Here is a 26,404-nt window from a genome sequence, read left to right as displayed (position 1 = left end):
AAACAATATATTAAAGATCAAGATGCGCCAATCGAATAAATATGGATTGGTTATTTCCACTTCGTTCCAATAACCCGCTCTGATCCCTACCCTACGAAGAGTTGAGGGTAGGGACTGCCGCGATACGTTCAAAATCCTCCACCTTATGAAAAGCTGGTTGGTGACTTATCAGGTGCTTATTCTCGTAGGATAAATATACAGCATCGGTTAGTATATGAGGTCATCGAATCTGAGCAAGTAGTCAAGATAATTCGGATGTGGACGCATTACGAGTAAGTTATCTCCCCACCCCCACTTGGTGTTCACAATGAAAACCTCGATGCTTCCAAGCTTGCATATCTACTTCAGTAAGCCTTGTAATATTTGAGCATTGCGGTTGAATAATTTGACTTAAAATTGCCCAAAATAAGCTACGTGTTAAATCTAATCCCGTTTTAGACCAAGATTCATTATTACCAGGAACACCCAACTCCTGAACAATCTCTCGCTCTACCCAAATCCCATGAGCACCCAAAAGAATCTTTGCCATCCATAAAGCTCTGGGTAAATGACTCGGCGAGGTAATCAACATGACTTTATGCACTCCCCAACGCCGCAGAATTGGAATACCATAATAAAAATTTTCAAAGGTAGAATTCGCACAGTTTTCTAACCAAACGTTTTGTAAGTCTGCTAATTCCGCCTGAAAAATTAACCGTATACAGGGATCTGGGGAACCATGAGAAATTAAAATTGGGGTTTGCAGGTATTGTTTTGCTTGTTGGGCAACATAAGTTTCTCGACTAATACTGCCACCAAGCACAAAGAAGGCATCTACTGGCCGCGAAGAAGCAAAAACTAAGGTTATAGTAGTAAAAATCAGCCAGACACCCAGGATAACGTATAATCCACGAGTTAGTTTTTGTAACAATTGCCACAGATTAGTAAAATTTTTTTTAAGAGAAATTGATGGTTTGATGGTAAATTTGCGTTTCATGACTTAGGTAAAAAAAGCTGATTTAATGGCTCTCTAACAGTGCTGCAATTCAGTGAACAAAGTGCTATCTTGTAAAAGTAATCTAGAATGCAAATATGACGCTAATCAAAGTGTCATACGATCAGTATCACCTTCCGGAGAAGGTTAACAAGCTGAGAAATGATTGTTAATAACTAATGCGGTATTTTTGGCATCATTCAACGATGAAAATGATGAAGGAGCATAGTTAATTCTGGGGTATAAAAACTTAAAAATTTCTGGAAAGCCTGATTGCTAAACTGTCAACAACACAATTATTCCAGCTAAGTATACATGAACCAATCTGCGAAAAGTTACTCACCGCTCCAAGTAGCCTTGATTGGTGGAGCGATCGCCACAACTGCTACGATGTCTGTATTCGGCCCGGCTTGGACTCGTGATGTCCGTGCCGCTCTAGCCCTGCAAGACAGCCCAAAAGTGATAGTTGACCAAGTTTGGCAACTGGTGAATCATGAGTATGTTGATGGTAAATTTAATCAACAAGATTGGCAAGCAACCAGGCAAAGCCTGTTGAGCAAAGACTATTCTTCTCGTGAAGAAGCATACACTGCCATCCGCGAAGCTTTACAAAAATTAGGAGATCCTTACACTCGATTCATGGACCCCCAGCAGTTTGAAGCTCTGACTAGCCAAACATCTGGGGAAGTCTCTGGCATTGGCGTTCGGATGGAAGTGAACGAAAAAACTCAGCGCCTCACTGTTGTCGAAGCCATAGAAAATTCTCCAGCACTGAAAGCTGGGATCAAAGCAGGCGACGAAATTTTGGCTATTGATGGCAAATCCACTCTCAAAATGAAAGTCGATGACGCCTCTAAACTAATCCGTGGCAAAGCGGGTACTCCCATCAAGCTCCGACTGGGACGAACGGGACAAAATCCTTTTGAGTTGAAACTGGCGAGGGCAAATATTGAAGTGCCAACGGTACGTTATACCCTCAGACAAGAAGGAAATCGCCGCGTTGGGTATATCCGTTTGCGGGAATTTAGCGCCCACGCCGCAGATCAAATGCAACGAGCCATCCGCGATTTGAACAGTAAGAAAGTTGATTCTTACGTCTTGGATTTGCGAGGAAATCCTGGCGGGTTGTTGCAGGCGAGCATTGAAATTGCCCGAATGTGGTACGATAATGGCGGAATTGTGAAAACAATAGACCGTGTGGGCACCAGTGAGGAAACTACAGCCAATCGCACTGCTCTTACAAATCGTCCTTTGGCGGTCTTAGTAGATGGTAATTCAGCTAGTGCTAGCGAAATCCTCACAGGGGCACTTAAGGATAATAAGCGGGCGGTAGTCGTTGGTGGTCAAACCTTTGGTAAAGCCTTAGTGCAGTCAGTTCATGAACTCGCAGATGGTTCCGGTTTGGCTGTCACCATTGCCCATTACTATACCCCTGCGGGCACGGATATCAACCATAAAGGGATTACGCCAGATATCAAGCTAGACTTGACAGAAGCACAAGAGCGTCAGTTGGCCTCTAATCCAGATTTAATCGGAACTAAGAGTGATCCCCAATATGCTCGGGCGATCGCAATTCTATCAAATAACAACTTTGCCCAGCCGCCGGCAAATCAGCCCAATCGACCCATGAGCAGCGCTGGTAACTTGAAATTTTAGTTTCAACAGATCGCGTCCAGGATTCCGCAACTTCCGCGCAGCCAAGAAAGGTGAGTAATGGGCGCTCCAGAACTGGGTACTGGGTACTGGGTGAGAAAATATGAGTAACGATTTGGTGGGGGTCTGCATCCCCATCTAAATCTTCCCATTCCCCCAGTCCACAATCCCTCAGTAATTAATTCTGACTTCTTCTCATCGTTCCCGGATTTTGGTTTGGGAATAATAGTTAGTAATCCCATCTCCAAAATCTCAGATTTATGAATCATCAGCCAGTTGATGCAACCACCGCCACCAGCTTTTTACCAATGGTGTCGGTGGTTGTTCCTATTTATAACGGTGAGGCAGATTTACCAGAGTTAATAAATTGTCTGTTGTCTCAAACTTATCCAAAAGACCAGGTAGAGTACTTGTTGGTGGACAATAATAGTAGCGATCGCACTCTCATCAACCTCAAAACATCTGCCGAAAATTGCCCAATTACAATTCACCCGTTGAGTGAAAACCAAATTCAAAGCTCTTATGCTGCTCGTAATACTGGGATTCGCGCCGCCACGGGTGAAATTATCGTTTTTACCGATGCAGATTGTCGCCCACAATCACAATGGTTAGATGCATTAATTCAACCTTTTGTCAATAAAGAAGCGGTAATTGTCGCTGGTGAAATTTTGGCACTACCAGGCACAACTCTGTTAGAACAACACGCAGACCGTCAAGAAACCTTATCGCAAAAGCATACCCTTAACCATTCCTTTCGTCCCTATGGTCAAACGGCTAATTTGGCGATTCGACGCATAGCCTTAGAAAAAGCGGGTTTATTTCGTCCCTATCTTACCACTGGTGGCGATGCCGATATTTGCTGGCGGATTTTGGGGGAAAACATCGGGCGTTTGGAATTTGCCCCCAATGCGATCGTTCAGCACCGCCACCGCGCTACACTTCAAGAACTACAAAGTCAATGGCGGCGCTATGGACACTCAAATCGCTATCTGCACGAACTGCACGGTGTCGATTTAATGCCAGAGATGACACCTAAAGAATGCGGCTATCGTTTGGGACGTTGGTTATTGAAAGAAATACCAAGAGATATTAAAAAGGCGTTGGCGCAGCCCAACCCAGGCATCGCGGGTCAAGTCACCCTAGTAGATTTCTTAAATACTCCCATTGGTTTGTTCACAGCTAGGGCGCGTACTGCTGGGCAAAGAGATGCCAAGCTACCAGAGAATGCCAAGATAATTGAGCGACTGTAACAATACTAGTAGTCTGTCAAGCAATGTCGTCATAATTATTTTCTTTGGGGAATGGGGAGTAGGGAAGGAGAAAATAACTCCTAACTCCTAACTCCTAACTCAGCACTAAGTAATCACAGTTGGCTGTTCTCTTCCTGTCAGTTCGCGGATCTGGGCTATTTCCTCAACAAGAGTGATTAATGAAGCAAGTGCTTGCTGTGGATCGAGGTCATGTTTGGCGGGATCTGGCTCGTAGCTTTCTAGATATACTCTTAGGGTTGCACCTTGAGTACCAGTACCAGAAAGTCGCACCACAATGCGGGAGCCATCGGTAAAGCCAATGCGAACACCTTGTTTTTCGCTAATGCTGCCATCAACAGGGTCGGTATAACTAAAGTCATCACTGTATTCAACTTGATAGTTACCAAACTGCTTGCCTTTAAGAGTTGGCAATAAGGAACGCAGTCTTTCTATTAAGGTGTTAGCTGGTGCTGTCTCTATCTCTTCATAGTCATGGCGGGAGTAATAATTGCGTCCATAAGTCTGCCAGTGTTCCCGTACAATCTGCTCAACAGATTGTTGTCGCACTGCTAGGATATTCAGCCAGAAGAGAACAGCCCATAGCCCATCTTTTTCGCGGATATGGTTAGAGCCGGTACCAAAGCTTTCTTCACCGCAGAGGGTAGCTTTACCCGCGTCTAAGAGATTGCCGAAGAACTTCCAGCCAGTGGGTGTTTCGTATGATTCAATACCAATCCGAGCCGCAACTCGATCCACTGCTTGACTAGTAGGCATCGATCGCGCTACCCCGGCTAAACCCGAACTATAGCCAGGGACTAGCTTGGCGTTTGCCGCTAACACTGCGAGGCTATCACTAGGGGTAACAAAGAACTTACGCCCTAAGATCATATTGCGATCGCCATCTCCATCAAAAGCTGCCCCAAAATCGGGCGCATCCTCTCCGTACAAAATATCCACCAATTCATGAGCATAAACTAAATTTGGATCGGGGTGTCCGCCCCCAAAGTCTTCTAGGGGTATACCATTTTGCACAGTTCCCACTGGTGCGCCCAAACGTTGCTCGAAAATGGCATGGGCATAAGGGCCAGCTACTGCGTGTAAGGCATCGATGCTGATCTGAAAATTTCCTCTTGTTAACAGTTGGTGAATGCGATCGAAATCAAACAGAGACTCCATTAACTCTTGATAATCATGTACGGAGTCAATCACCTCAACTACCGTCTCTCCCAAATTGGACTCACTTAAAGTTTCTAAATCTACATCTGGTGCTTCCAGAATTTGGTAGCTATCAATTACCTGACTGCGATCGTAAATAGCCTCTGTCACCTTTTCTGGTGCTGGACCACCATTGCTAATGTTATATTTCACGCCAAAGTCACCATTTGGTCCGCCCGGATTATGGCTAGCAGACAAGATGATGCCGCCAATAGCCTGGTACTTGCGAATAATAGCGGAAGTTGCAGGAGTAGACAAAATCCCGCGTTGACCAACTTTAATCCGCCCAATCCCATTAGCCGCAGCCATTTTCAAGATGATTTGAATGGCTTGGCGATTGTAATAACGACCATCACCACCCAGGACTAGGGTTTGCCCCTGCAAGTCCCCTACAGAATCGAAGATAGATTGGATAAAATTTTCCAGGTAGTGGGGCTGCTGAAAAGCCTTAACTGCTTTCCGCAGTCCAGAAGTACCAGGCTTTTGGTCGCTTAAGGGAGTAGTAGAGACTTTACGGATGTTCATAGGTAATGTTTAACAAGGCATTTTCTCTTACAGCTTTGCATAAGTTCGTTACCAAAAAAATTGCCACGTATGATAAAACTTTAAACAGAATATAGTCTAGCATAGTCAGATATAGTCTAAAACCCCGTCCTAATGAAATTGTCTGATTATGCTAAAACCTTGGGGATTTCCTACCTGACAGCTTGGCGACATTACAAAGCAGGTAAAATACCATACCCAACAGAGCAACTTCCCACAGGGACGTTAAGAAGTAAAAAGTAAAAAGTAAAAAGTAAAAAGATAATCCCCATAAATAAATTGAGGGGATTTAATAAGGACACCTTATTTCTCGCGCTGCTCGTCTCGAAATAAATGTTTTTATTTCATTCCATAAATAAATTTAGTTGCTCTCAAACCATTTTTCTTTTTCTTGATGAGTGCCTTTTTACTTTTTACTTTTGCCTTGTTCGGTAATTGTTGATTACGACCCAAAAAAAATGCCAGGGGGTGCTGTTAGAGTTGCGATTTATGCCAGGGTATCAAGTGCTGAAAATAAAGATAAGCTGGTAGATATTTTTTAATAACCTATAGGACTCATATTTGATTTTTGAAATACACGTAGGGTGCGTTAGCAGAAAGTACGGCATTAACCGAAGGTTTTGGTGCGTTACGGCCTCCGTCCTAACACACCCTACTGGCATGTCAAGCTTATATGGATATTGACATGTTAGTAGGTTGCTGGGAAAATAGGTAAAAAATTAACCAGATGATTGACTATAGCGATCGCATAGCCTCTCATAGAGAAGGCACATTTCCGGGTGTTGGAGAACTTGACCTGTATTACCAAAGCTGGCATCCAGAAGGTAAAGTAGGGGCAATATTAGCCATTTCGCATGGACTCGGAGGACACAGCGATCGCTACAATAATGTAATTCAGCATTTGATACCCAAGCAATACGCTGTCTACGCCTTAGACTTGCGTGGTCATGGACGCTCACCAGGTCAGCAAGGCTATATCAATGCTTGGAGTGAGTTTCGTGAAGACCTGGGAGCCTTTTTACAGTTAATTCAAACTCAGAATCCTGGATGCCCAGTTTTCCTGTTGGGTCATAGTTTAGGCGGAGTGATTGTTTTAGATTATATTCTGCGCTATCCCCAACAAGCATCATTATTGCAGGGTGCGATCGCGATCGCACCAACCTTGGGGAAAGTTGGGGTTTCAACTGTTCGGGTACTTTTAGGAAAAATGCTCTCACGGGTATGGCCGCGTTTCACCCTGAATACAGGCATTGACATCAGCGCTGCTTCACGAGATCAGCAAGTTTTAGCCGCTTATGCCCAAGATACAATGCGACATACCCGTGCTACGGCCCGTCTAGCGACAGAATTCTTTGCAACAGTTGATTGGATTAATGCTCATGCAGCTGATTGGCAATTACCATTATTGATTCTCCACGGTGGCGCAGACCGAGTTGCTTTACCTGCGGGAAGCGAAATCTTTTATCAACGGGTAAATTGCAAAGATCAGCTGAGAATCGAGTATCCGGGAGCCTATCACGAGCTTCAGAATGACCTAAATTACCGCGAGGTACTGGCTGATTTGGAAGATTGGTTAGAGCTACACCTACCACCTCAGACGGCACAGTTGGCAGGGGGAAACGCTGAGTTAGATTTTCCTAATTCTTAGCTTTCAGTACGTGGATCGCAAAGTTTTTCTACAAGTGCGATCGCTTCACCACTTTGAGCGAAAATAATTTTATGTCTGTTAGCCAGATCAGATAAATAGGAAGTTGAAAAAGTTCTAGAAAGTTGGCTTGAATTCTTACCCAAGAATAAATTGACGGAAAAATCCATTATGGTCTTTATCATTCCAGCTTCCGTCACTGGTTAGGTACACAAGAAATACAATCTTAGTTATTGACTATTGATTAATTCCTGCAATTCTTCCCTTACAGATAAAGGCTGATACCCCAATGCAAAAGCTTTGGAACTATCTAAAGAAACATCTGCCGGTCTAGGTGCTGCCATTTTCACATCTTGTTGTCGGCAGGATTTAAGTCCGCTAGCGGGGAGTTGAAATACTTCCACTAATATCTGTCCAAAATCATAACGCGAAATCCGCTCTTTGCCACCTAAATGAATGATGCCATTAACTTTTTCTAATGCTAATAAAAGTCCTTTGGCGGCAGTTGTTCCACTTACGGGCGTGCGAAATTCATCTATGAATAAACTTAGTTCTTCTTCGGCTTGTAAAGTTTGAATAAATGGCTGAATAAAGCTTTTAGCTGTGGGTGTTGCTGCACCAAACATCAACGGCATTCGACAGACTGCGGTCATGGGATATCTTTCTAGCATATCTGCTTCTGCGATCGCTTTTTGCTCACCGTAAAGATTGACAGGGCACACGGCATCTGTTTCTTGATATGGGGCATTTAAGCCATCAAAAACTAAGTCGGTTGAGGTAAAAACACAAGGAATAGAATTATCCGCGCAAAGTCCGGCAATATTGCAGGATGCTATAACATTAATTGCGTGTGATTCTTTGGGGTTCGTTTGACAAAAATTTGGTTGCGAATGTGCAGCAGTATGAATAACTGCTTCTGGGTTGACATCATTAAAAATACGTTTCAATTCCTGAAAATTTGTTAAGTTTGCTTTTAACATTTTCAGATCAGGAATTTCTAAAGGATGGGATAAATAAGTGCCATAAATCTCCCATTCTGGTTTGGCAAGCTGGCAAAGATGCCATCCTAAAAAACCACTTGCTCCGGTAATTAACAATTTTTTCATGTCTAATCGTAAACCGCTCAACAAAAAATCCTTGCTACAGCAAGTTTATATTCTACACTGAGTGGTAATGACAAAATACTATTGCAGTAATTCCTGAAACTGCTTTTCACTACGCACTTTGTTAAAGTCTGGGTCAGTTTTTGCTAATTTTTTATATTTATCAGGAACAAGCTTAATTGCTTTGTCTAGGTTCTCAATTGCTAATTTCAGATTGCTTTCTAAAGCATAAGAGCAAGCTTTGTTGTAATATGCTTGGTGCAAATCCGGCTTGATGGCGATCGCTCTATTATAAGATGCGATCGCATCTTGGTAGCGGTGCAGCTTTGTTAGAGCAATGCCTCGGTTAATTAAGGCTTCGTATTTGTCGGGTTTGATGGCGATGGCTTTGTCGTAAGATGCGATCGCGTCTTGGTAGCGTTGCAACGATGTTAAGGCAATGCCACGGTTATACCAGGTTTCATCTTTGTCGGGTTTGATGGCGATGGCTTTGTCGTAAGATGCGATCGCGTCTTGGTAGCGTTGCAACGATGTTAAGGCTATACCACGGTTAATCCAAGCTTCAGGATTCTCAACTTTGATGGCGATTGCTTTATCATAAGCTTTTATTGCATCTTCGTAACGTTGTCCATCTAATAAATGATTGCCTTGATGAAAGAAATCTTCTGCTTTTTGGGTAGCCTTTGCTTCTATGAAAAGTTGGGTTACATTACTTTCTTGGACGACTTGTGTAGTATTTTCTATCGATGAGTTTGCCCCACTACTACAGCCAAATGCGAAGAGAACTATTAAGTTAGATGCAACGAAGCAGCGCCGAAAAACCATGCTGTACCTACAAAACTTATAAAATGATGTTAAAATCCGTTTGTTTTTTGAGTATTATCAAAATACACTAGTTTTACCCATTAATTTACTTATATTTCAGAAAGAACTTTGTTGACAACGCATAGATGCTTCTTAAAATCAAGCGTATATTACACTATCATATTAAATATACACAAAGCAATTGCTTAGAGTCTATTTCAGGGCAAACTGGTTAGAGCCGGACATAAATAAAATTGGCATGACACAGGATATATCGCAAGTCAGATGTAAAATCATGGCAGTCAATGGACAGTAGAATAAAAAGGACATTGATTTGTGATTGTCAACGCTACACCTTATGGTTGGAAAGTTATTTACCACCGCGCCCATGCTTTGTTAGCCGCTCAACTGGCAGGACAGTGGAAACGTCAAGATGCACCAGCACGGTTATATGAAACAATAGCTGCAATTTCTCATCATGATGACATATTGCAGGTAAAATTTGAAAGCAATGCCGAACTGACTCAAGCACTTCAATCAGCCCCCATCAAGGTGCTGGAGTGGACATTTGTTAAGAGCTAGATGCATTTAGCAACCTAGTGCAGAAGCTATGAAGCTGACGTTTACTGCTATCTAATGGCTACTCTGGTTAGGGGATGTCTGAAAGGTTTTTTTATATACACCTAACCCTTGGAGATCCCCCTAAATCCCCCTTAAAAAGGGGGACTTTGAGAGGTTTTTGCCCCCCTTAAACCTAACTAATGCCAAACACTGACTCGACAGTTGACTTAATAGAATCCCGCGCATCCTTCAAAGTTTGACTAATGGGATGTTTTGCCTGCAAAAATACACGCGCACAATTGCGTCCCGGCATTCCCGAAATCGAACCACCTGGATGAGTCCCCGCACCAGTCAAAAATAGATTATCAATTGGCGTTTTGTAGTTCGCTATTTCTGGCAAGGGACGGAAAAAGATCATCTGATCTAGGGTCATGTCAATATGGTAATAATTCCCTTTGTATGCCCCTAATCTTTCTCCTAGTTCTGCTGGACTTTCTACACGACGGGCGATAGTTGCACTCTTAACATTTGGTGCGTAGTCTGCTAACTTATCAATCACTCTATCTGCAACTTTGTTTTTCAATTCATCTGTCCAACCAGTACCTTTTAAACCAGTGCCTTCTGCGCCGGCAATTTGATAAGGGGCGAAAAACTCAATCCATAGCGTGTGCTTACCTGGTGGTGCTAAAGTGGGATCTAAATAACTAGGCATCACCAAATACATTGATGGGTCAGCATCAGGAATCTCTCCCAAGGTACATTTGCTATGAGCCTGTTCTACATGAGCCACGGAATCTGCAATCAAGATAGAACCAACGAGATATTCATCTTTGTGATCGTGGTTTGGAAAGCGCAATGGTTCGTCTAAAGCCAAATCTATTTTGAGGATGGTTTCGTTGTTGTTAACGATGCGGCGTTCTAATCTTTCCCATAAATCTGGATCGGCTCCATCAACATCGCTTTTATCAGTCATTTGTAAGAACAAGCGCTTGGCATCAATATTAGAAATAACCCCGTATTTAGCGCGATATTCTTTACCCCCAGCAACCCGCACACCGACAGCTTTTCCATCATCAATTAAAACTTTTTCAACGTGCTGATCTGTGAGAATAACGCCACCTTTACTTGTGACTAAATTCACCAAAGCTTGCACAAGTGCGCCAGTTCCGCCGCGAGGTCTGGCCATCCCCGGATTATGACGCATTGCCATCATAATTGCACCAATAGCAAGGGTTTTTTGTGATGGCGGCGCACCCAGTTCTGATGCTAGTCTGGCTAGTGGCGCTTTCAGAAATTCCTCATCAAACCACTCATTAAGTAAATCTTCAGCACTGGTTAACATGGTGCGAATGAAGTCCAGCGTCTTGCTGGGAGAACCAATAACCGAAAATAAATCTTTCAGTTTTGTGATGTCATAGTTACCAAGGATGTCTATAATTGATTTTGGCGGTGCATTAAACATCGGAATCATTGCACCTAGCGATCGCTGCCAAAAGTCTACAAATTCTGCGTATTTTTTGGCATCGCGTTCACTATAACGGGCGATTTCTGCACAAGTCTTCTCCACTGACTTATGTGCTGAGAAATACTTGCCATCAGGATGAGGACAGAAAACAACTGGGTCGCACTCCAAATAATGCAAGCCGTATTTTTCTAGTTCTAATTCTTCAACAACTGGCCCTAAGTGAATAAATTCATGGTCAATAGCGCACAAATTAAATTTAAATCCGGGTGCTTCTTGGGGTAAACACTCTTCAGTTGTTGCTGCACCCCCTGGTACAGAACGCTTTTCTAGTAACAGAACGCTATAACCAGCTTTGAGCAAATAAGCCGCACAAACTAGCCCATTATGTCCAGCACCAATCAGGACAACATCATACTCTTGCATAGTTGGAATTTTTAAATAAGTAGCTTTTAAAAGCTTATAAAACTTTTCATAAATTCACATCACTCCCTAGTTACAAAAATTATCTTAAACTATGATCAATATTACTAAGGAGATAGTGCAGTTAATGATGGTATTTGCGTCACTTGAGTTTCTACTATAAGTGTCAGACTACCGATTCCTACTTCTATATCTTTAATAGAAAACGCTATATCATCCCATTTAAAAGATGGTATATTAATCAGTTCTTGAGCTTTTTGCATTAATGCTGTAACTAATTCTATTGAAATCCCCTCTCCCTCAGTACAGTTAAAACTCTCCAGCATGGCGGGTTGTGAATGAGTCCGTGGGCGGGCGATCGCAGTGTAAGCAAAAGGGCGAGTATTTCCCATTTCCTTTAACAGCACTTTTCCCCTACATTCTATTTTGCCATCACCAGGTAAAAATACCTGAATTTGCTGCGGCTCAAAACTCACAATTTTCCCATCTACATTTAACTCCAAGTTTTGCATCTGGGTGCGAATAAAATCTGAGGCCAAGGCGTGGTTAATATCTACTTCTGTGAGTATAATTCGAGCTATAGCATTTACCGGCTCATTGAGTTCTATTTGACCAAAAAGAGCGCTGAAGAGATTGATGGCAATACTATCGGTTTGCAGTTTTATTTCCTGTACGCGAATGCCTTCTTGGATCACTAATCCTTGGCCTGCAACAGAAACCCCATGCGCCTGTCCCTGAGCTATTTTCAACAAATCTGTTTGTACATCTATTTCGATTTTTTCGACTTCATCTAGCTTTTCGGATATTCTTTTTTCAGCTTCTTGGGATATAAATTTCTCTTCAAATCGATGCTCATCAGGCATGAGTCAATAATCTCCTAAATTTCCTCTTATTCTTGACTGTAAAGGCTAATCTTGAAGAGTAAATCTATATTGGGATATATCTAAGTTGTGGAATTAAAGTATAGCGGTTCTCAGTTGAGTGAGGTACAAGAACCCCACCCCCAACCCCCTCCCCGCTCTTCGAGAGGGGGATATGGTGTACCTCATTTGATTAGGAAACGCTATAATTCGTAATTTGCCAAATTGTTAAATAGCGATCGCAAACCCTTTTAATTATGAATTAGGTTTAAAATCTCTCTAAATATATATATAGTGATGTCTACGACGGACTATTCGGCGTCGCTCCTCTATAGGACTCATATTTGATTTTGGAAATATACGTAGTGGCGTGACAAGGCTAAAATGTTGCAAAAAAATTGCTTTGTTGGGGAGCCACTGCATTGCGCGGGTTTCCCGCGTTGTAGCAAGTGGCGTTGGAGGCTTTGCCAAAGCCAACATCCTGATATCTGTTGGGTTGCGCTCCGCTCCACCCAAGCTACCTCTAATGCTGCGCCTACGCTCTTTGTATGCAATACAGTTTGACCTCACTTCCATTCCTCTCTCCTTTTAGGAGAGAGGCTTTGAATCTTACTCGCCAACGCTAGTAGAGAAGGGATTGGGGGTTAGGTTTCTTAAAAATTTGCCGAACGCAACCATCAAACAGTGCTTGTCTGTAAAACAGAAGACTTCACCTGACGTTGACTGGTGACAACCATCTCAATGGGACGATCTGGCCCTGTGACCAAACCACGGCGTTTAGGTCGCACGTCACCATTATCAACTAGTTCTAATTCCCTGCTAGAAAGGATTTTAGCAAGTGCTAGCTTCATTTCCAACTGGGCAAATGCTAAACCAATACAGCGTCTTGCACCACCTCCAAAGGGCAAGTATTCATAAGGAGAAAATTGCCGTTCTAAAAAGCGTTCTGGTTTAAATTGCTTAGGTTCCGGGTATAAATCTTCTCGTTGGTGGGTCAAATAAATTGAACCAATAACGCTTGTATCTGGTTCAAGTTCGTAGCCACCCAGAGATAGAGGTGTTCTGACTACTCTGGGAAAGGTCAGCATCGCTACTGGGTAAATTCGCAAGGTTTCGGAACAAACAGCGTTGAGGTAGGGTAATTTAAAAATGGCGCTAGGGTCAGGGTTATCACCCAGGCTATCTAGTTCTTGCAGTAACTTTTGGCGTACTGATGGTATTTTGTGAATCCAGTAAAATGCCCATGCGATCGCTGTTGCTGTGGTTTCATGACCGGCGACTAACAGAGTCATCAATTCATCGCGTAACTCTTCATCGGTCATGGGTTGACCTGCTTCATCTCTAGCAGCCATGAGTAAGCTGAGGATATCTGTGCGTGATGGGTCTGGTTGTTCTCGACGTTCCTGAATTTCTTCGTATATAAGTTTGTCAGCATCCTGCTGTCGGCGCATCTGCTTTCCCCAGAAATTAATCGGGCCAAAATCCCTTTGCAAAGCTGGAAAATAAAGGAAAGCGACACTTAACACAGAACTTCCCTTTTCCAGCATTTCACCCAAAAAATGCTGTAATTTTTCGGCGCGTGGCCCTTCATTTAGCCCAAAGACAGCTTGCATAATCACCCGCAGGGTAATAGCTTGGGCAGCAGACCGGATATTAAAGGGTTGCCCTATCTGGTATTGGCTAATGACTTTCTCGGTAATATCACTAATTATTTGACTATAGCTTCGCATTCTTTCACCGTGAAAGGGTGGCAATAACAACTGCCGTTGGCGTTGGTGTTCCGCACCACTGATGGTAATCACAGAACCTTTACCAAGTAAAGATTCAAACACCAGATTTGTATCACCAGGTGCTTCTAACCCCTTGGTATCGTTTGTCAAAATCTGCTCTAGCACTTCCGGGTTACTGACAAATATCAATGGCGGAGATTTGCTTGCTAACCTGACAGTGAACATGTCCCCATATCTTTCGGCACAAGTTTCCATAAATGACATGGGGCTGGTAATCCAGCGTAGCATCTGTAAAACTGCTGGGCTTTGGGGTCCATTTGGTAATTTCATAAAATTCTTTTGTTACTTTATGTATTGTTTCTACTTTAACTAACTGAACCTCATAAATTTTTGTTGATTGAAGTTACTTATACTGAGGTTGCAAAAAAGCAATAAACTGTTACAACCTGAAAGATGTAAAATTTTGGTTAAATTCAACGAGCATCTACAGTTTCACCTCATCGTCACAAGGTACTCAGCATGACTGCAATCTCCCCAAAGGCATCTTCAGCGCTTCCCGATTTTTCTGAAGGTATTCAATATTTTGGTGAAGCGTTACCAGATTTTGAAACTTTTGGTGCAACACCTGCTATTGAGTCGGGCAAAATAGCGATCGCATCTCCCACAGATAAAGCAGCAGTATATCAAACTTTACTGGCTGCCGATGCCTTACGCTACCTGACTTTGCAAGTTACCGGCAGTAAGGCTTCTGGACATCCCGGCGGATTCGCCAGCCAAGCAGAAGCTTACGCATCTCTTGTCATGCTGGGATACAAGAACATTCTCACCGAAGTCGGACACCACGCCCCCGGATTTTATAGTGCCATGTTCTTGGATCGTTCGCTAGAGGATATGGGAATTTTTACAGTCCAACAATTGCGCGATCGCTTCCGAGAAAAGCACGGACTTTTAGGACACCTTTCTGGTTATATCCCCGGTATTCTCGCACCTGCGGGGCCTTTGGGACAAGGGCAACACTTTGCAATGGCGGCTGCACTGTTGCACAAAGATAAGTTGTTCCCCTTTACAGTTGGTGATGGTGGATTGGGTGAGCCTTATATTGTCAGTGCGATCGCGCATTTCCATACTGCTTATCCTGCTGTCACCAACTTCTTACCAGTGCTGGTGTGGAACGGTTACAGCCAAGAACATCACAGCATGGTTTCCCTGAAAACCAACGAACAGATGCAAGCATATTGGCAAGGTAACGGTTTTGATGAAGTGGTGTTAGTGGATGCCAAAGATTTCGACGATCAAAACCAGTCAGGGGATTACGTTGATAGTACCGCCTTTTCTTTTGAGAAACGCCTAGCATTTACGCAAGCAGTACTTTCGGGTGTGGATAAAGCAGCGCGTTTTGCACTCGGCGGTAAGCTTACCGTTTTCATTATTAAACAACTCAAAGGTGCAGGAGTCCATGCGCGGGGTGCAAAATCTCACAACCTCTATCCTAAAGATACGTTGGATGCAGCTCATATTATTAGTGCATTGCAAACCCGTGCTTTGTCTGCGGAAGCTTGGCAATTAGTCAGAACAAATGCCGAACGCGCAGGCGGTGGCCCAGCAGCAAAAACTGTAGTTACAGAATTTGAATTACCATTACCAGAATTAGGCGAATTACCTTTAGAAGAATATGCAGTTGGTGGCGAACCCAAAGTTTCCACAACCGCGATGGGACGATTGGTAGGAATAGTTGGAAATAAAGATCGAAATTTCCTTGTTACCAACGCCGATGGTAATGAAGCATCAGGAATTGCCAATATCAACCAAGCATTAAAGATTATCCACCCCACAACCGACGACTTATATTTCCAAGCACCAAATGGACAAGTTTATGAACCATTGAGTGAAGATGCTTGTGCCGGTTTAGCTGCCGGTTTAGCATTAATGGGTGCGAGAACTTTGTGGTGTTCCTACGAATCTTTTGCCATCAACGGATTACCAATTTGGCAAACTGTTACCCAAGCAATGGCAGAATTGCGCCGTCCAACTCCTTCGACTATTACTTTATTCACAGCCGGGGCATTAGAGCAAGGGCGCAACGGTTGGACTCACCAACGTCCAGAAATTGAAGCTTACTTTGCTTCGTTGATGCGAAATGGTAATGTTTTTCCATTATTTCCGCCTGATGCTAATAGTATTCAAGCTTGTTATGAGTGGGCGTTGAAAACTAAGAATAAGGGAATTGTGATAACTGCAAGTAAAACGCCATTACCAATTCGCACCACTTTAGAACAAACTCGTCAAGGGTTGCGCGACGGTGCAGTGTTATTACATGAAGTTGCTGGTGATAAACAAGTTGTATTTGCTGTGATTGGCGATTTAACATTAATGCCAGTATTTGAAGCTGCTGCTTTCTTAGAAACTGAAGGTATTGGCGTGAAGATAGTTACTGTCATCAATCCTCGGCAATTATACCGTAGTCATGATACTGCGTGGGATACCTGTTCTGAACCTGAAGGCGGTTTCTTAGATGATGCCAAATTTGCCGAATTATTTGATGGTGATGCGCTAATTGCTGTGACTGGTGGTGCTGCGGGGATGCTAGAACCGATTGTGTTACGGAGTACAGCGAAGCGTGACACCTTTGCATGGAAGCGTGGGGAAACTACAGCCAGTGCTGGCGAGTTGATGGCGTTTAATGGATTGACTGCGGAGGCTTTGACAAAGAGGGCGATCGCTTTAGTCCATTAAAGCTAAAATTGTTTTTACTTTAATCGCATTTATACGTATATAAACGCTGAAAATGGCGTTGGAATGCGTATATTTGCGTTTTTTTATTGAAGAGAACTTAGCAGACAGAAACAATGGGGGTAAATTTGCTGAAATCCGTTAACAAAAGTTAGTTTACGAGTCACAAAAGTTAGTTTACGAGTCGCAAAAGCTGGTTTACGAGTCGCAAAAGTTGGTTTACAATTCGCAAAAGTTGGTTTACAATTCGCAAAAGCTGGTTTACGAGTCGCAAAAGTTAGTTTACGAGTCAGAAACCTAATTCAGCGAGTGCTACGAGTGCTAATGGTTTGACTGCTGAAGCGTTGACAAAAAGTGCGATCGGGTTAGTGGATTAAAGCTGAAGAGATATAATATTATATGATACACCTACCTAAGTGAGTATTTGGTAATAATCAACAAATAAACGACAGAATATTCAGCAATATAAATGATGAAGAAATTAGGATACTACAACAACATCCATTAATCCAAGAAATAATTACTTTCTTATCATCGTTAATTACGTCTTCTGTAGCAATTAATTAGCCATCAATATAGTCACTTCTCATCTTCAGTAATTTTATGCTCAAAATTATCCAAGCAACCTGCACTAATGGCGAACTAGTTCTGAGTGAAAAACTTAGCCCCGAATTAGAAGGTAAAACCATACAAATTGTGATTTTGGAACCAACTCAATCTACTCAAATAATTAATGATGGAGAATCCAAAATCTATCAACTTTTAGAAAAAGTTAATAACTACTCTTTCCTACTTCCTCCAGATTACCAATTTAATCGAGAAGAAATATATGAGCAATAATATTTTCCTCAATGGTCATTTTTTCTAGCCTCTGGTATTAACTAATAAATTTTAAAATATTATTTGGCTGTATGCCATTATAAATTAGATTATCAGCCGCGATCGCGCAATTTCTCTTTTAGCAATGGGACGTACTTGTATGCTGTAGAGTCAAACAATTGCCACGGTTTCCCCATCTAATGTGACAAATTCAACCTCATATCCTTTCCCACCCTGGTGTACTAAAACAACTGTGCCTATATCACCCTGTTCTAAACTATATTCTGGAAGATCACTAGTTAGAATAACCCTATCAAGTTCTTGAATCATTGTTCTCTCCGTATTTATCACCTTTTTGAGCGTTATATTTATTCTAGACCTCAACTATCCAAAGTCAATAATTACTCTTTCCTACTTCCTCCAGATTACAAATTTAATCGAGAAGAAATATATGAGCAAACCTTTACTGTTTAAGCAATTAACACAACAGAAGCCAACTATAATGTACTTAAGATTTTACACAAGGATGCAACCATGACTAACACTCAAAAGATGGTTCGCTTAAATTTAGATTTGTCACCTGAACTAAATCAGATACTAGACGAACTAGCAAAAAAAATAGGCGGAAGTAAAAGTGATGTTTTGCGTCAGGCTATAACGTTGATGCAAATTATGGTTATAGCTAAAGAGGAAACCAAAAAATTAGGAGTTCCAGAAGCAAATCAATTGATAGTGAATGAAATCATTCTCTCATCTGAGGAGCAGCCAAAACCCAATGCATCAGAAGGTTTTTTACAAACCTTTGGAAGCTGGGAAGATACACGCACCGCAGAAGAAATTGTTGATGAAATATATTCAAGTCGTACTATAAGCGATCGCAATTATAGCTTGTGAACTATTTACTCGACACTGATATGTGTATTTATTGGCTTAACGGTCGTCAGCCAGTCAGAGATAAATTATTAGCAGTCGGATGGGATGAAGTATGCATTTGTGTCATCACTGCTGCTGAATTGTATTATGGTGCATACAATTCTAATCGAGTTTCAGAAAACTTAAGTAATGCAGAAGACTTTATTCAAAACTTACCCGTTCTACCTTTAACTGATCCTGCTCTCAGAAAGTATGGTGAATTAAAGGCAGAACTCCGCAGAATAGGACAAACAATCGCTGAATTTGATTTACTAATTGCTAGTGTCGCACTTGCAGAAAGTTACACTTTAGTAACAAACAATACTCGTCATTACGAACGCATAAACCGATTAAAACTAGAAAACTGGACTCTGCCTTAGAAACTCAACATTAGTTAGTCCTGTAGGCTGTATTATGCTGTCCCTAACCCAGCATTATCAGTTCAATCCCTAATAAGTAAGTGGGCAACAATAAATAAAACTATGTTACGTAATGCAAAATTAATTAAATTAGCTTGTAGTAAGGGCTTTAGCCCTATTTTAAGGGCTGAAGCCCTTACTACAAACCTTTAATTATTCACGCCCACTTACTTAACATCTTCTGTCCAATTGCAGAAAATGGCAAAAACTCCCATAACGTAGAAAAACAGATTCCAAAACTAACACTTGTGAAAAGTATAAATATTTCCTTACCTGACACCATGCGAACTTATATAGAAGAACAGGTAGCTCAAGGTGGTTACAGCAGTGTCAGCGAATATTTTCGTGAATTAGTGCGACAAGATCAAAAACGAGTAGCTCAAGAACGTCTAGAAACAATGCTTCTGGAAGGATTAAACTCTGGGAATGCAACAGAAATGACTGTTCAAGATTGGGAAGATATCCGTCAAACAATCCGAGAAAGAATGAACAAACATCAAGATGCAATTTAGCCGTGATGTTTGAAATAAAAAAAAGACCTCAAGTTATCCGGGACTTATACCAATTTAATGTGAAGTTGCACATATCTTGATCCCCCTAAATCCCCCGATAAATTGGGGGACTTTGATAGATGTTTTCCGGTTACCCCCAAGGGAGCCAGCGAGGTCTTCTCCCAAAGGGAGAGGCTAACGCCAAGGGGGTTTCCCCCATGAGCGACTGGCGTGGGTTAGGGGGGATCGAATTATATGCAGCTTCATAAAAAATTGGTATTAATAGACTTAGCAACAACCAACATTGTGATCTTTTGTTTTCTTAATGCTGGGGGGTTCACCTTTGCTTGGTTGCTTGGTTTGCGAGACTCCCATTTCCCCCATCTGTAGGCTCCGTTACGTTTTCGCGTAACGGATAAATGTAGAATTCATTCAACGAGAGTTTAATGGAGTCCCAAAGCAGCAACCGAGAAAGTAGTAAGGTCTTTAAAGCAAATATCACAAAATGGTTTCTTGTCTTGGTAGGTACAAGCAACTAGTAGTCTGTGAAGAACTAATTGACGAATAAATTTTCTGTAGAGACGGCGATTTATCGCGTCTCTCTAACTCATTGACCAAAAAGTTAAGGAAACTCTGATGTTAAGAACGCTCAAGTTGACCCTTCGACTTCGCTCAGGGTGAACAGATATTTTTAGTTAGTTAATCATTGATTGACTTAAGGAAGACTCAATTTTGTAGCAAGATTGTATCCAACAAAGGCAACAGTCTATTTTTGATGTTTCTTTTCAATTTTGTGACTAAGTGTAGCCGTAATGAATGTAGCAGTAAAGTACCGCATCATACTAATTTGGGATTTTGTGTAGAGGTGCGATCTATCGCACCTCTACATCTGGATTCATACTGCTTGTAAATTCTGTTCACTCCCATTGCACTCATGTCTCAATAATACTCAGAGTTATTGAATAGCCAGCTACTATAGCGTTTCTCCGTTTGAATACAGACCTAACAAGAACAGCCCCTTTCCTACTAGCGTTGGGGAGTAAGCCTCAAAGCCTTTCTCCTTTTAGGAGAGAGGTTTGCAAAGGGGTCAAAGTGTATTGCATACGAGAAACACTATAGAAAAGACCATTTTGTAAAGCCATATTGAACGTTCATCACGCAATAGATTTTAAGCCATACCCAGCTTTAAACCACTGTTGTTTGTCCTAAGCGGCTGGCTGTTGATAAAAAACCCTTTTATTTTTACTTCCATCAGCACAATTCAGGTAAACGGGCAACATATTATGTCAAGGGTGACTGAAAAGCCAAAGCCAAGTGAGCAAACACTTAATCGTGAACAACCGAAGATTTGGTGGGGTATTGCTGTAGCCGTACCAATAGTAATCGCGGCTGGCATATTAGGTACAGCTAAAATTGAGCAGCTGAGAAAACTAACTACATCTGCACCCGTAATGCCATCTACCAATAGCATTAGTGCTGTAGGGCGTTTGGAGCCGCGAGGCGAAGTTGTTAAATTGTCCGCCCCATCATCAGGATTAGCACCATCGTCACGAATTCAGCAACTTTTGGTGAGAGAGGGTGAACAGGTAAGGCAAGGTCAAATTCTGGCAATTTTAGACAACCGCGATACCCAAATAGCCGCACTAGAAGAGGCGAAAGCCAAAGTGCAAGAATCCCGTGCGAATTTAGCGCAAGTCAGGGCTGGTTCTCCAAGAGATATTCAAGCTCAAAGAGCAGTTATTGCTCGCTTACAAGCGCAGTTTCTTGGGGAAAGAGATGGTCAACAAGCAACGATCGCTCGGATTGCAGCCCAGTTAAGTGGTGATAAACTTGTTCAACAAGCAACTGTGAATCGCTTAGAAGCTGAACTCAGTGGGCAAAGAGAAACTCTCAGAGCAACGCTTACACGTATCCAAGCCCAACAGCGCAATGCCCAAGTTGATGCCGGACGCTATGATTTTTTATACAAAGAAGGTGCAATTTCTCAGCAAGAGCGGGATACTAGACGCTTGAGTGCAGTAACTTCTAATCAACAAGTGGCTGAAAGCCAAGCTACTTTAAAGCAGACATTGGCAACCCTGCGACAGCAACTTGCTGAGGCTAGAGCTAACCAAATCCAAAATTTAGCAACATTACAACAGCAGTTAATCGAAGCCAAAGTTAACCGAGACAAAACTTTAGGAACTTTGCAAAGACAAATTGATGAAGAAAAGGCCAAACTGAGCAAAATTTTAGATGTTAGTCCTACCGACGTGCAAGTAGCCCAAGCTCAAGTTAGTAATGCGATCGCCAATGTCAGAAAAGCCGAAGCAGAATTGAGATTAAGCTACGTTCAAGCACCAATCACTGGAGAGATTTTAAAGGTTTACACCAAATCAGGCGAAGCCATCGGTGCAAATGGCATTGCTGAAATTGGTCAAACCAGCCAAATGTTTGCGATCGCAGAAGTCCCCGAAGACAGTATTGGTAAAGTGCGTATTGGTCAAAACGCCACTATCACCAGCGACAATGAAGCATTTAGCGGCGAATTAAAGGGAATTGTCACTGAAATTGGCAGAAAAATTGGCAAAAAAGATGTGCTGAATACAGATCCAGCAGCAGATGTGGATGCCAGAGTTGTAGAAGTGAAAATTGCTCTACCTCCAGCAGATAGCCAGAAAGTTTCTGGTTTAACTTACGCCAAAGTTGTTGTCGAAATTAATAACTAATTAGGTTGGTATCACTTAATTGACTGAAGGAAAAATCTAAAATCACTTAAAATGACTCAAAAAATCCCTCTGTCGTGGCTACAACTAACCAGAGAAAAAACTCGCCTAGCTGTAGCTTTAGCGGGAATTGGTTTCGCTGATATCTTGATGTTTATGCAACTCGGCTTCCGGGATGCTCTGTATTATAGTAACGTTCGATTCCATAACAGCTTGCAAGGCGATATTGTTTTAATTAATAGTCAATCTAGCGCTATCCTGGCGATGAGGAGTTTTTCTCAACGGCGGTTATATAAAGCTTTAGAGTTACCCGCAGTCCAATCAGTACATCCGATATATTTGGACTTTACAATCTGGAAAAATCCTGTAACCGGCCGCCCTCGGAGTATCCTGATATATGGAATGAACCCAGAAACTAACATAGTTAACTTACCTGGAGTTCAGGAGAATTTAGATAAACTGAAACTACCTGATGTAGTTCTATTTGACCGTTCTTCTCGGGTAGAATATGGCCCAATTGCCGCTAATTATGACCAAGGAAAGACTGTAACAGCAGAAGTACGAAGACGGCGAATTAAAGTGGTAGGACTATTTACATTAGGTGCATCATTTGGTGCAGATGGTAATTTAATTACAAGTGATATAAACTTTCTGCGGATATTCAACAATCGTCAAAAAGGATTAATTGATATTGGGTTAATTAGATTAAAACCGGGAGCCGATGCTAACGTTGTTGCCCAAGAACTACGAAAGTATTTACCTAATGAGGTAAATGTTTTAACTAAGCAAGAATTTATCGATTTTGAGCGGAATTATTGGGCAAATAGTACAGCGATTGGATTTATTTTCACATTAGGGACTGTTATGGGTTTCATTGTGGGGACTGTGATTGTTTATCAAATTCTTTATACAGAAGTTGCAGATCACTTAGCTGAATACGCTACTCTCAAGGCAATAGGTTATACACAAAACTATTTATTGACAGTCATTCTTCAGGAGGCTTTATTATTAGCAGTGTTAGGATATTTTCCGGGAATTATTTTTGCTTTATTTATGTATAAAAGTGCCAGGGATGCAACGCTTCTGCCAGTTTTTATGAGCTTTGATCGGGCGGTAATGGTGTTGTTTTTGACGATAATGATGTGTATTATTTCCGGTGCGATCGCAGTCAGAAAATTACGTTCTGCCGATCCAGCAGATATCTTTTAATTAATTGAATATTAATTAAAAGATGTTGTTAATAATTCTATCTTAGAATTGTCAATTAAGAAAAGGTTGTCTTTGGTATTCACTAGAGTTACCTTTCAAATATTCTCACTTATAGCTAACAAATTTATGATGAGACAAGAACCTGTAATTGCCATTAAAAATCTCAATCACTACTATGGCAAAGGCGCACTGAAAAAACAGATATTATTTGACATCAACCTAGAAATTTATTCTGGTGAAATTGTCATTATGACCGGGCCATCAGGTTCAGGTAAAACAACATTACTGAGCTTAATTGGTGGCTTGCGGTCTGTACAAGAGGGAAGTTTAAAATTTTTAGATGAAGAACTCGTTGGGGTCAGTCAAAACAAACTGGTGCAGATGCGACGCAACATTGGTTATATTTTCCAAGCTCATAATTTGTTAGGATTCTTGACAGCCAAGCAAAATGTGCAAATGGCGGTAGAATTGAATAATAATATTTCTCAAACAGAAGCAGTGGCTAAATCAAAAGCCATGCTGGGGTCAGTTGGTCTAGAAGAACGAGTTGATTACTATCCAGACAACCTTTCTGGTGGACAAAAACAAAGAATTGCGATCGCTCGCGCCCTAGTAAATCGTCCCCCACTGGTGCTAGCAGACGAACCAACAGCAGCATTAGACAAACAATCAGGACGCGATGTTGTAGAAATAATGCAGAGTCTAGCCAAAAACCAGGGAACTACTATCTTATTAGTGACACATGACAACCGCATTTTAGACATAGCCGATCGCATCATAGAAATGGAAGATGGTATTTTAACCCGTAATTCTCCAAATGTAGCTATTCAGTCATGATTTTAGTCCTTAGTCATTTGTCCAAAGTCAAATTTGTGAATGACCAATATAGCGTTTCTCAATCTAGTGAGGTACATCTTAAGCCCCCTCTCGAAGAGCGGGGAGGGGGTTGGGGGTGGGGTTCTTGTACCTCACAAGGGCTGAGAACCGCTATAACTAATGACTAATGACTAATGACCAATGACTAATGATTTATTGTCTAGCCGAGCCTGATTTTTTAATTCCAGGTGAGTTGGGCGGAGGTGGAGTATTTGGTTGGCGAGTAGTACGAAAAGTCACATTCACCCCTTCATTCGATTGCTCTAGCACCAGTAGAGGCGTAGGTTTAGCCTTTTGATCCCAATGCATAGTAGCAATCCGCCCTTGAATTATTGGTTGCCAACTATCTTCGTCTTCTATGGGGCTTAGGTAAGTTTCTATACAGTCAATAATTTGACTAATAGTTGCAGAAGTTGCTTGCGTGGGTAACTTCATTAACCTAACTTGAATGCGAAACAGCACTCGTTTAGCAGAGTTCCCAGGACTACCAGTTTCATACTCGACATCAAAAATTTCATCTATTTGTCGTCCAGCGCTATTAGCAATTCCGACTGATCCTTGTTGAGCTTGATTGGGACGCAGGGCTTGAGAAATTTTTTCTTTGATCTGAATCTTCACTTGATTAAGAATCGCAAAATGAAACAGCTCCTCTGACATCCGCATTCGCAGATAATCCAGGTTAAAATCCCGTGAGTTGACCAAATCGGGATTAGTTTCCATTTTGCGAATTGTTTCCAGCGCCAGCTTAAACTTTTTCTCTAATTCTCGCGCCCGGAATTGTTCAAACTTAATTTTTTTCTCCAGCTTATTCATCTGGAGCTTACTATATACAATCAAAGCAATCACCACTAAAGCCAGTCCTCCAGAAGTTGCCAGCAATAATACTGGTATTTGAGGATTACTTGCTGGCACTTCGTGGGATGCCTTTTTAGTCTTTGGCACGGGGGATTGGGCAAGAAACATCAAAGGGGGCATGATTGGGAAATTGAAAAACTTGACTCCTAATGTTTAGGATGCCCAAATATTCAATCCCATATTGCTGTATTATGGATATTTTTTACAGCTTTTTACAAACCGCCTATGTCCAGACATTTCAGCCTCCCTAGCCCGTCTGAGATTTCAAGTACAAGCTTTCTTCATATTCGTCTGATAGCCACAGATATGGATGGCACCCTGACTAGACGAGGAAAATTTACTGCTGCACTGCTGCAAGCTTTAGAGGATTTAGCCGCAGCTGACATTAAAGTAATGATTGTCACCGGACGTTCTGCTGGCTGGGTGAGTGGATTAAGTGCGATGATGCCAGTAGCAGGTGCGATGCCTACGGCGGGCTACGCCTACGCAGAAAATGGCGGTTTGTACTTTCCCTCTGGGAACCAAAAACCAGTAGTCTTAACACCCATTCCCGATTTAGCTCAACATCGCCAGCACTTGGCTACGACTTTTGAGAATTTACAAACTAAATTTCCCCAAATCCAAGAATCTGCTGATAATCGCTTTCGCATCACCGACTGGACTTTTGATGTAGCTGGTTTGCACCAAGATGAACTACAAACCCTAGATAATCTCTGTCAACAAATGGGCTGGGGATTTACCTATAGCAACGTGCAGTGTCACATTAAACCTCAAGGGCAAGATAAAGCTGTGGGATTGTTGCAGGTATTGCGCGAATATTTGCCCCAGTACTCACCAGAACAAATTGTCACTGTTGGCGATAGCCCCAATGATGAAAGTTTATTTAATGATCGTTATTTTCCTATTTCTGTAGGTGTGGCCAACGTGCTGGAATATGTGAATCAGTTGAAATATCACCCTGCTTACATTACCACTGCTGCCGAAGGGGAAGGATTTTGTGAGTTATCTAGTTATATTTTGACGCGATGTGCGACTTAATATTCTGACCTCTCTCCTAAAAGGAGAGAGGCTTTGATTTTTGCTCGCCAACGCTAGTAGGGAAGGGGTTGGGGGTTAGGTTTGAGAGAAAGTCGCAGATGGCGTATTTTGCAAAGCTTGCACATCTC

Annotated in this window: 25 protein-coding genes; 14 read left to right on the top strand and 11 right to left on the bottom strand. The window is 41.9% G+C overall.

The window, feature by feature from the left end; genetic code table 11:
* The first annotated feature begins 114 nt into the window (after positions 1-114).
* Positions 115-276 (top strand): Txe/YoeB family addiction module toxin, encoded by a 162-nt coding sequence (locus tag V7K97_RS08540; RefSeq protein WP_334800438.1) that lies wholly within the window; start codon positions 115-117, stop codon positions 274-276.
* A gap of 1 nt (position 277) precedes the next feature.
* Here the strand turns inward: V7K97_RS08540 and V7K97_RS08535 are convergent, their stop codons facing one another.
* Positions 278-976, bottom strand: a complete 699-nt coding sequence (locus tag V7K97_RS08535) for a YdcF family protein (protein ID WP_334800436.1) — start codon at positions 974-976, stop codon at positions 278-280.
* A gap of 312 nt (positions 977-1,288) precedes the next feature.
* On the opposite strand from V7K97_RS08535, the gene ctpB reads away from it, so the two are divergent.
* Entirely contained in the window at positions 1,289-2,629 is a 1,341-nt protein-coding gene (gene ctpB, locus V7K97_RS08530; RefSeq protein WP_334800435.1) for a carboxyl-terminal processing protease CtpB, read from the top strand.
* 257 nt (positions 2,630-2,886) lie between these two features.
* Positions 2,887-3,876: a glycosyltransferase gene (locus V7K97_RS08525; protein WP_334800434.1), complete on the top strand. Its 990-nt coding sequence runs from the start codon at positions 2,887-2,889 to the stop codon at positions 3,874-3,876.
* Between the two features lie 105 nt (positions 3,877-3,981).
* Here the strand turns inward: V7K97_RS08525 and V7K97_RS08520 are convergent, their stop codons facing one another.
* Entirely contained in the window at positions 3,982-5,616 is a 1,635-nt protein-coding gene (locus tag V7K97_RS08520; RefSeq protein WP_334800433.1) for an alpha-D-glucose phosphate-specific phosphoglucomutase, read from the bottom strand.
* A 745-nt stretch (positions 5,617-6,361) separates the two neighbouring features.
* On the opposite strand from V7K97_RS08520, the gene V7K97_RS08515 reads away from it, so the two are divergent.
* Entirely contained in the window at positions 6,362-7,282 is a 921-nt protein-coding gene (locus tag V7K97_RS08515) for an alpha/beta hydrolase (protein ID WP_334800432.1), read from the top strand.
* Here V7K97_RS08515 and V7K97_RS08510 read toward each other — a convergent pair.
* The 3 genes from V7K97_RS08510 to V7K97_RS08500 form a co-directional block, all read right to left on the bottom strand.
* Complete coding sequence (locus V7K97_RS08510) at positions 7,279-7,464, bottom strand: hypothetical protein (RefSeq protein WP_334800431.1); 186 nt, start codon at positions 7,462-7,464, stop codon at positions 7,279-7,281. The two genes, V7K97_RS08515 and V7K97_RS08510, sit on opposite strands and share 4 nt — an antisense overlap.
* A 45-nt stretch (positions 7,465-7,509) precedes the next feature.
* Positions 7,510-8,385 (bottom strand): SDR family oxidoreductase, encoded by an 876-nt coding sequence (locus V7K97_RS08505; RefSeq protein WP_334800430.1) that lies wholly within the window; start codon positions 8,383-8,385, stop codon positions 7,510-7,512.
* 78 nt (positions 8,386-8,463) lie between these two features.
* Positions 8,464-9,207: a tetratricopeptide repeat protein gene (locus V7K97_RS08500; RefSeq protein WP_334800429.1), complete on the bottom strand. Its 744-nt coding sequence runs from the start codon at positions 9,205-9,207 to the stop codon at positions 8,464-8,466.
* A 315-nt stretch (positions 9,208-9,522) separates the two neighbouring features.
* Between V7K97_RS08500 and V7K97_RS08495 the strand changes: the two genes are divergently transcribed.
* On the top strand, positions 9,523-9,768 hold the full coding sequence (locus V7K97_RS08495) for a DUF3891 family protein (protein ID WP_334800428.1): 246 nt from the start codon (positions 9,523-9,525) through the stop codon (positions 9,766-9,768).
* 172 nt (positions 9,769-9,940) lie between these two features.
* Here V7K97_RS08495 and crtO read toward each other — a convergent pair whose 3' ends face one another.
* From crtO to V7K97_RS08475, 4 genes are all read right to left on the bottom strand, one after another.
* Positions 9,941-11,635: a beta-carotene ketolase CrtO gene (gene crtO / locus V7K97_RS08490; protein ID WP_334800427.1), complete on the bottom strand. Its 1,695-nt coding sequence runs from the start codon at positions 11,633-11,635 to the stop codon at positions 9,941-9,943.
* Between the two features lie 104 nt (positions 11,636-11,739).
* The gene (locus V7K97_RS08485; protein WP_334800426.1) at positions 11,740-12,495 is read right to left on the bottom strand and encodes an LmeA family phospholipid-binding protein; all 756 of its coding nucleotides are present in this window, start codon (positions 12,493-12,495) and stop codon (positions 11,740-11,742) included.
* Positions 12,496-12,771: 276 nt separating this feature from the next.
* Positions 12,772-13,068 (bottom strand): hypothetical protein, encoded by a 297-nt coding sequence (locus V7K97_RS08480; protein WP_334800425.1) that lies wholly within the window; start codon positions 13,066-13,068, stop codon positions 12,772-12,774.
* A gap of 101 nt (positions 13,069-13,169) precedes the next feature.
* Positions 13,170-14,552, bottom strand: coding sequence for a cytochrome P450 (locus tag V7K97_RS08475; RefSeq protein WP_334800423.1), 1,383 nt, complete (start codon positions 14,550-14,552; stop codon positions 13,170-13,172).
* 189 nt (positions 14,553-14,741) lie between these two features.
* Here V7K97_RS08475 and V7K97_RS08470 point away from each other — a divergent pair, with 189 nt between their 5' ends.
* Positions 14,742-16,955, top strand: a complete 2,214-nt coding sequence (locus V7K97_RS08470) for a phosphoketolase (protein WP_334800422.1) — start codon at positions 14,742-14,744, stop codon at positions 16,953-16,955.
* Positions 16,956-17,555: 600 nt separating this feature from the next.
* Positions 17,556-17,792, top strand: coding sequence for a hypothetical protein (locus V7K97_RS08465; protein ID WP_334800421.1), 237 nt, complete (start codon positions 17,556-17,558; stop codon positions 17,790-17,792).
* A gap of 150 nt (positions 17,793-17,942) precedes the next feature.
* Here V7K97_RS08465 and V7K97_RS08460 read toward each other — a convergent pair whose 3' ends face one another.
* On the bottom strand, positions 17,943-18,101 hold the full coding sequence (locus V7K97_RS08460) for a DUF4926 domain-containing protein (RefSeq protein WP_334800420.1): 159 nt from the start codon (positions 18,099-18,101) through the stop codon (positions 17,943-17,945).
* A 204-nt stretch (positions 18,102-18,305) separates the two neighbouring features.
* On the opposite strand from V7K97_RS08460, the gene V7K97_RS08455 reads away from it, so the two are divergent.
* The 6 genes from V7K97_RS08455 (at position 18,306) to V7K97_RS08430 (ending at position 24,344) form a co-directional block, all read left to right on the top strand.
* Positions 18,306-18,665, top strand: coding sequence for a CopG family transcriptional regulator (locus tag V7K97_RS08455; RefSeq protein ID WP_334800419.1), 360 nt, complete (start codon positions 18,306-18,308; stop codon positions 18,663-18,665).
* Positions 18,662-19,063 (top strand): type II toxin-antitoxin system VapC family toxin, encoded by a 402-nt coding sequence (locus tag V7K97_RS08450; protein WP_334800418.1) that lies wholly within the window; start codon positions 18,662-18,664, stop codon positions 19,061-19,063. Before V7K97_RS08455 ends, V7K97_RS08450 begins: the two co-directional genes overlap by 4 nt.
* 287 nt (positions 19,064-19,350) lie before the next feature.
* Positions 19,351-19,614, top strand: a complete 264-nt coding sequence (locus V7K97_RS08445; protein ID WP_334800417.1) for a type II toxin-antitoxin system ParD family antitoxin — start codon at positions 19,351-19,353, stop codon at positions 19,612-19,614.
* Positions 19,615-20,876: 1,262 nt separating this feature from the next.
* Positions 20,877-22,301: an HlyD family efflux transporter periplasmic adaptor subunit gene (locus tag V7K97_RS08440; protein WP_334800416.1), complete on the top strand. Its 1,425-nt coding sequence runs from the start codon at positions 20,877-20,879 to the stop codon at positions 22,299-22,301.
* A 51-nt stretch (positions 22,302-22,352) separates the two neighbouring features.
* Positions 22,353-23,507 (top strand): ABC transporter permease DevC, encoded by a 1,155-nt coding sequence (devC, locus tag V7K97_RS08435; RefSeq protein WP_334800415.1) that lies wholly within the window; start codon positions 22,353-22,355, stop codon positions 23,505-23,507.
* 126 nt (positions 23,508-23,633) lie between these two features.
* Positions 23,634-24,344: a DevA family ABC transporter ATP-binding protein gene (locus tag V7K97_RS08430; protein WP_334800414.1), complete on the top strand. Its 711-nt coding sequence runs from the start codon at positions 23,634-23,636 to the stop codon at positions 24,342-24,344.
* A 192-nt stretch (positions 24,345-24,536) separates the two neighbouring features.
* On the opposite strand, the gene V7K97_RS08425 is transcribed toward V7K97_RS08430, so the two are convergent.
* Positions 24,537-25,358 carry a hypothetical protein gene (locus V7K97_RS08425; RefSeq protein WP_334800413.1) on the bottom strand — a complete coding sequence of 274 codons (822 nt, stop codon included), beginning with the start codon at positions 25,356-25,358 and terminating at the stop codon, positions 24,537-24,539.
* 105 nt (positions 25,359-25,463) lie between these two features.
* On the opposite strand from V7K97_RS08425, the gene V7K97_RS08420 reads away from it, so the two are divergent.
* The gene (locus V7K97_RS08420) at positions 25,464-26,276 is read left to right on the top strand and encodes an HAD family hydrolase (protein WP_334800412.1); all 813 of its coding nucleotides are present in this window, start codon (positions 25,464-25,466) and stop codon (positions 26,274-26,276) included.
* Positions 26,277-26,404 lie beyond the last annotated feature (128 nt).

Origin of the sequence: Nostoc sp., assembly GCF_036917815.1 — a bacterium.
In the GTDB taxonomy this organism is placed as follows: Bacteria; Cyanobacteriota; Cyanobacteriia; order Cyanobacteriales; family Nostocaceae; genus Nostoc.
This window is presented reverse-complemented; position numbering and strand designations above follow the sequence as displayed.

Coding starts and splice junctions, on each gene's coding strand:
- V7K97_RS08510 (WP_334800431.1), bottom strand. CDS start 7,464: ATGATAAAGACCATAATGGATTTTTCCGTCAATTTATTCTTGGGTAAG.
- V7K97_RS08460 (WP_334800420.1), bottom strand. CDS start 18,101: ATGATTCAAGAACTTGATAGGGTTATTCTAACTAGTGATCTTCCAGAA.
- V7K97_RS08475 (WP_334800423.1), bottom strand. CDS start 14,552: ATGAAATTACCAAATGGACCCCAAAGCCCAGCAGTTTTACAGATGCTA.
- V7K97_RS08535 (WP_334800436.1), bottom strand. CDS start 976: ATGAAACGCAAATTTACCATCAAACCATCAATTTCTCTTAAAAAAAAT.
- V7K97_RS08525 (WP_334800434.1), top strand. CDS start 2,887: ATGAATCATCAGCCAGTTGATGCAACCACCGCCACCAGCTTTTTACCA.
- V7K97_RS08430 (WP_334800414.1), top strand. CDS start 23,634: ATGATGAGACAAGAACCTGTAATTGCCATTAAAAATCTCAATCACTAC.
- devC (WP_334800415.1), top strand. CDS start 22,353: ATGACTCAAAAAATCCCTCTGTCGTGGCTACAACTAACCAGAGAAAAA.
- V7K97_RS08500 (WP_334800429.1), bottom strand. CDS start 9,207: ATGGTTTTTCGGCGCTGCTTCGTTGCATCTAACTTAATAGTTCTCTTC.
- V7K97_RS08425 (WP_334800413.1), bottom strand. CDS start 25,358: ATGCCCCCTTTGATGTTTCTTGCCCAATCCCCCGTGCCAAAGACTAAA.
- V7K97_RS08440 (WP_334800416.1), top strand. CDS start 20,877: ATGTCAAGGGTGACTGAAAAGCCAAAGCCAAGTGAGCAAACACTTAAT.
- ctpB (WP_334800435.1), top strand. CDS start 1,289: ATGAACCAATCTGCGAAAAGTTACTCACCGCTCCAAGTAGCCTTGATT.
- V7K97_RS08480 (WP_334800425.1), bottom strand. CDS start 13,068: ATGGAAGTGAGGTCAAACTGTATTGCATACAAAGAGCGTAGGCGCAGC.
- crtO (WP_334800427.1), bottom strand. CDS start 11,635: ATGCAAGAGTATGATGTTGTCCTGATTGGTGCTGGACATAATGGGCTA.
- V7K97_RS08505 (WP_334800430.1), bottom strand. CDS start 8,385: ATGAAAAAATTGTTAATTACCGGAGCAAGTGGTTTTTTAGGATGGCAT.
- V7K97_RS08515 (WP_334800432.1), top strand. CDS start 6,362: ATGATTGACTATAGCGATCGCATAGCCTCTCATAGAGAAGGCACATTT.
- V7K97_RS08520 (WP_334800433.1), bottom strand. CDS start 5,616: ATGAACATCCGTAAAGTCTCTACTACTCCCTTAAGCGACCAAAAGCCT.
- V7K97_RS08455 (WP_334800419.1), top strand. CDS start 18,306: ATGACTAACACTCAAAAGATGGTTCGCTTAAATTTAGATTTGTCACCT.
- V7K97_RS08470 (WP_334800422.1), top strand. CDS start 14,742: ATGACTGCAATCTCCCCAAAGGCATCTTCAGCGCTTCCCGATTTTTCT.
- V7K97_RS08465 (WP_334800421.1), top strand. CDS start 17,556: ATGCTCAAAATTATCCAAGCAACCTGCACTAATGGCGAACTAGTTCTG.
- V7K97_RS08420 (WP_334800412.1), top strand. CDS start 25,464: ATGTCCAGACATTTCAGCCTCCCTAGCCCGTCTGAGATTTCAAGTACA.
- V7K97_RS08485 (WP_334800426.1), bottom strand. CDS start 12,495: ATGCCTGATGAGCATCGATTTGAAGAGAAATTTATATCCCAAGAAGCT.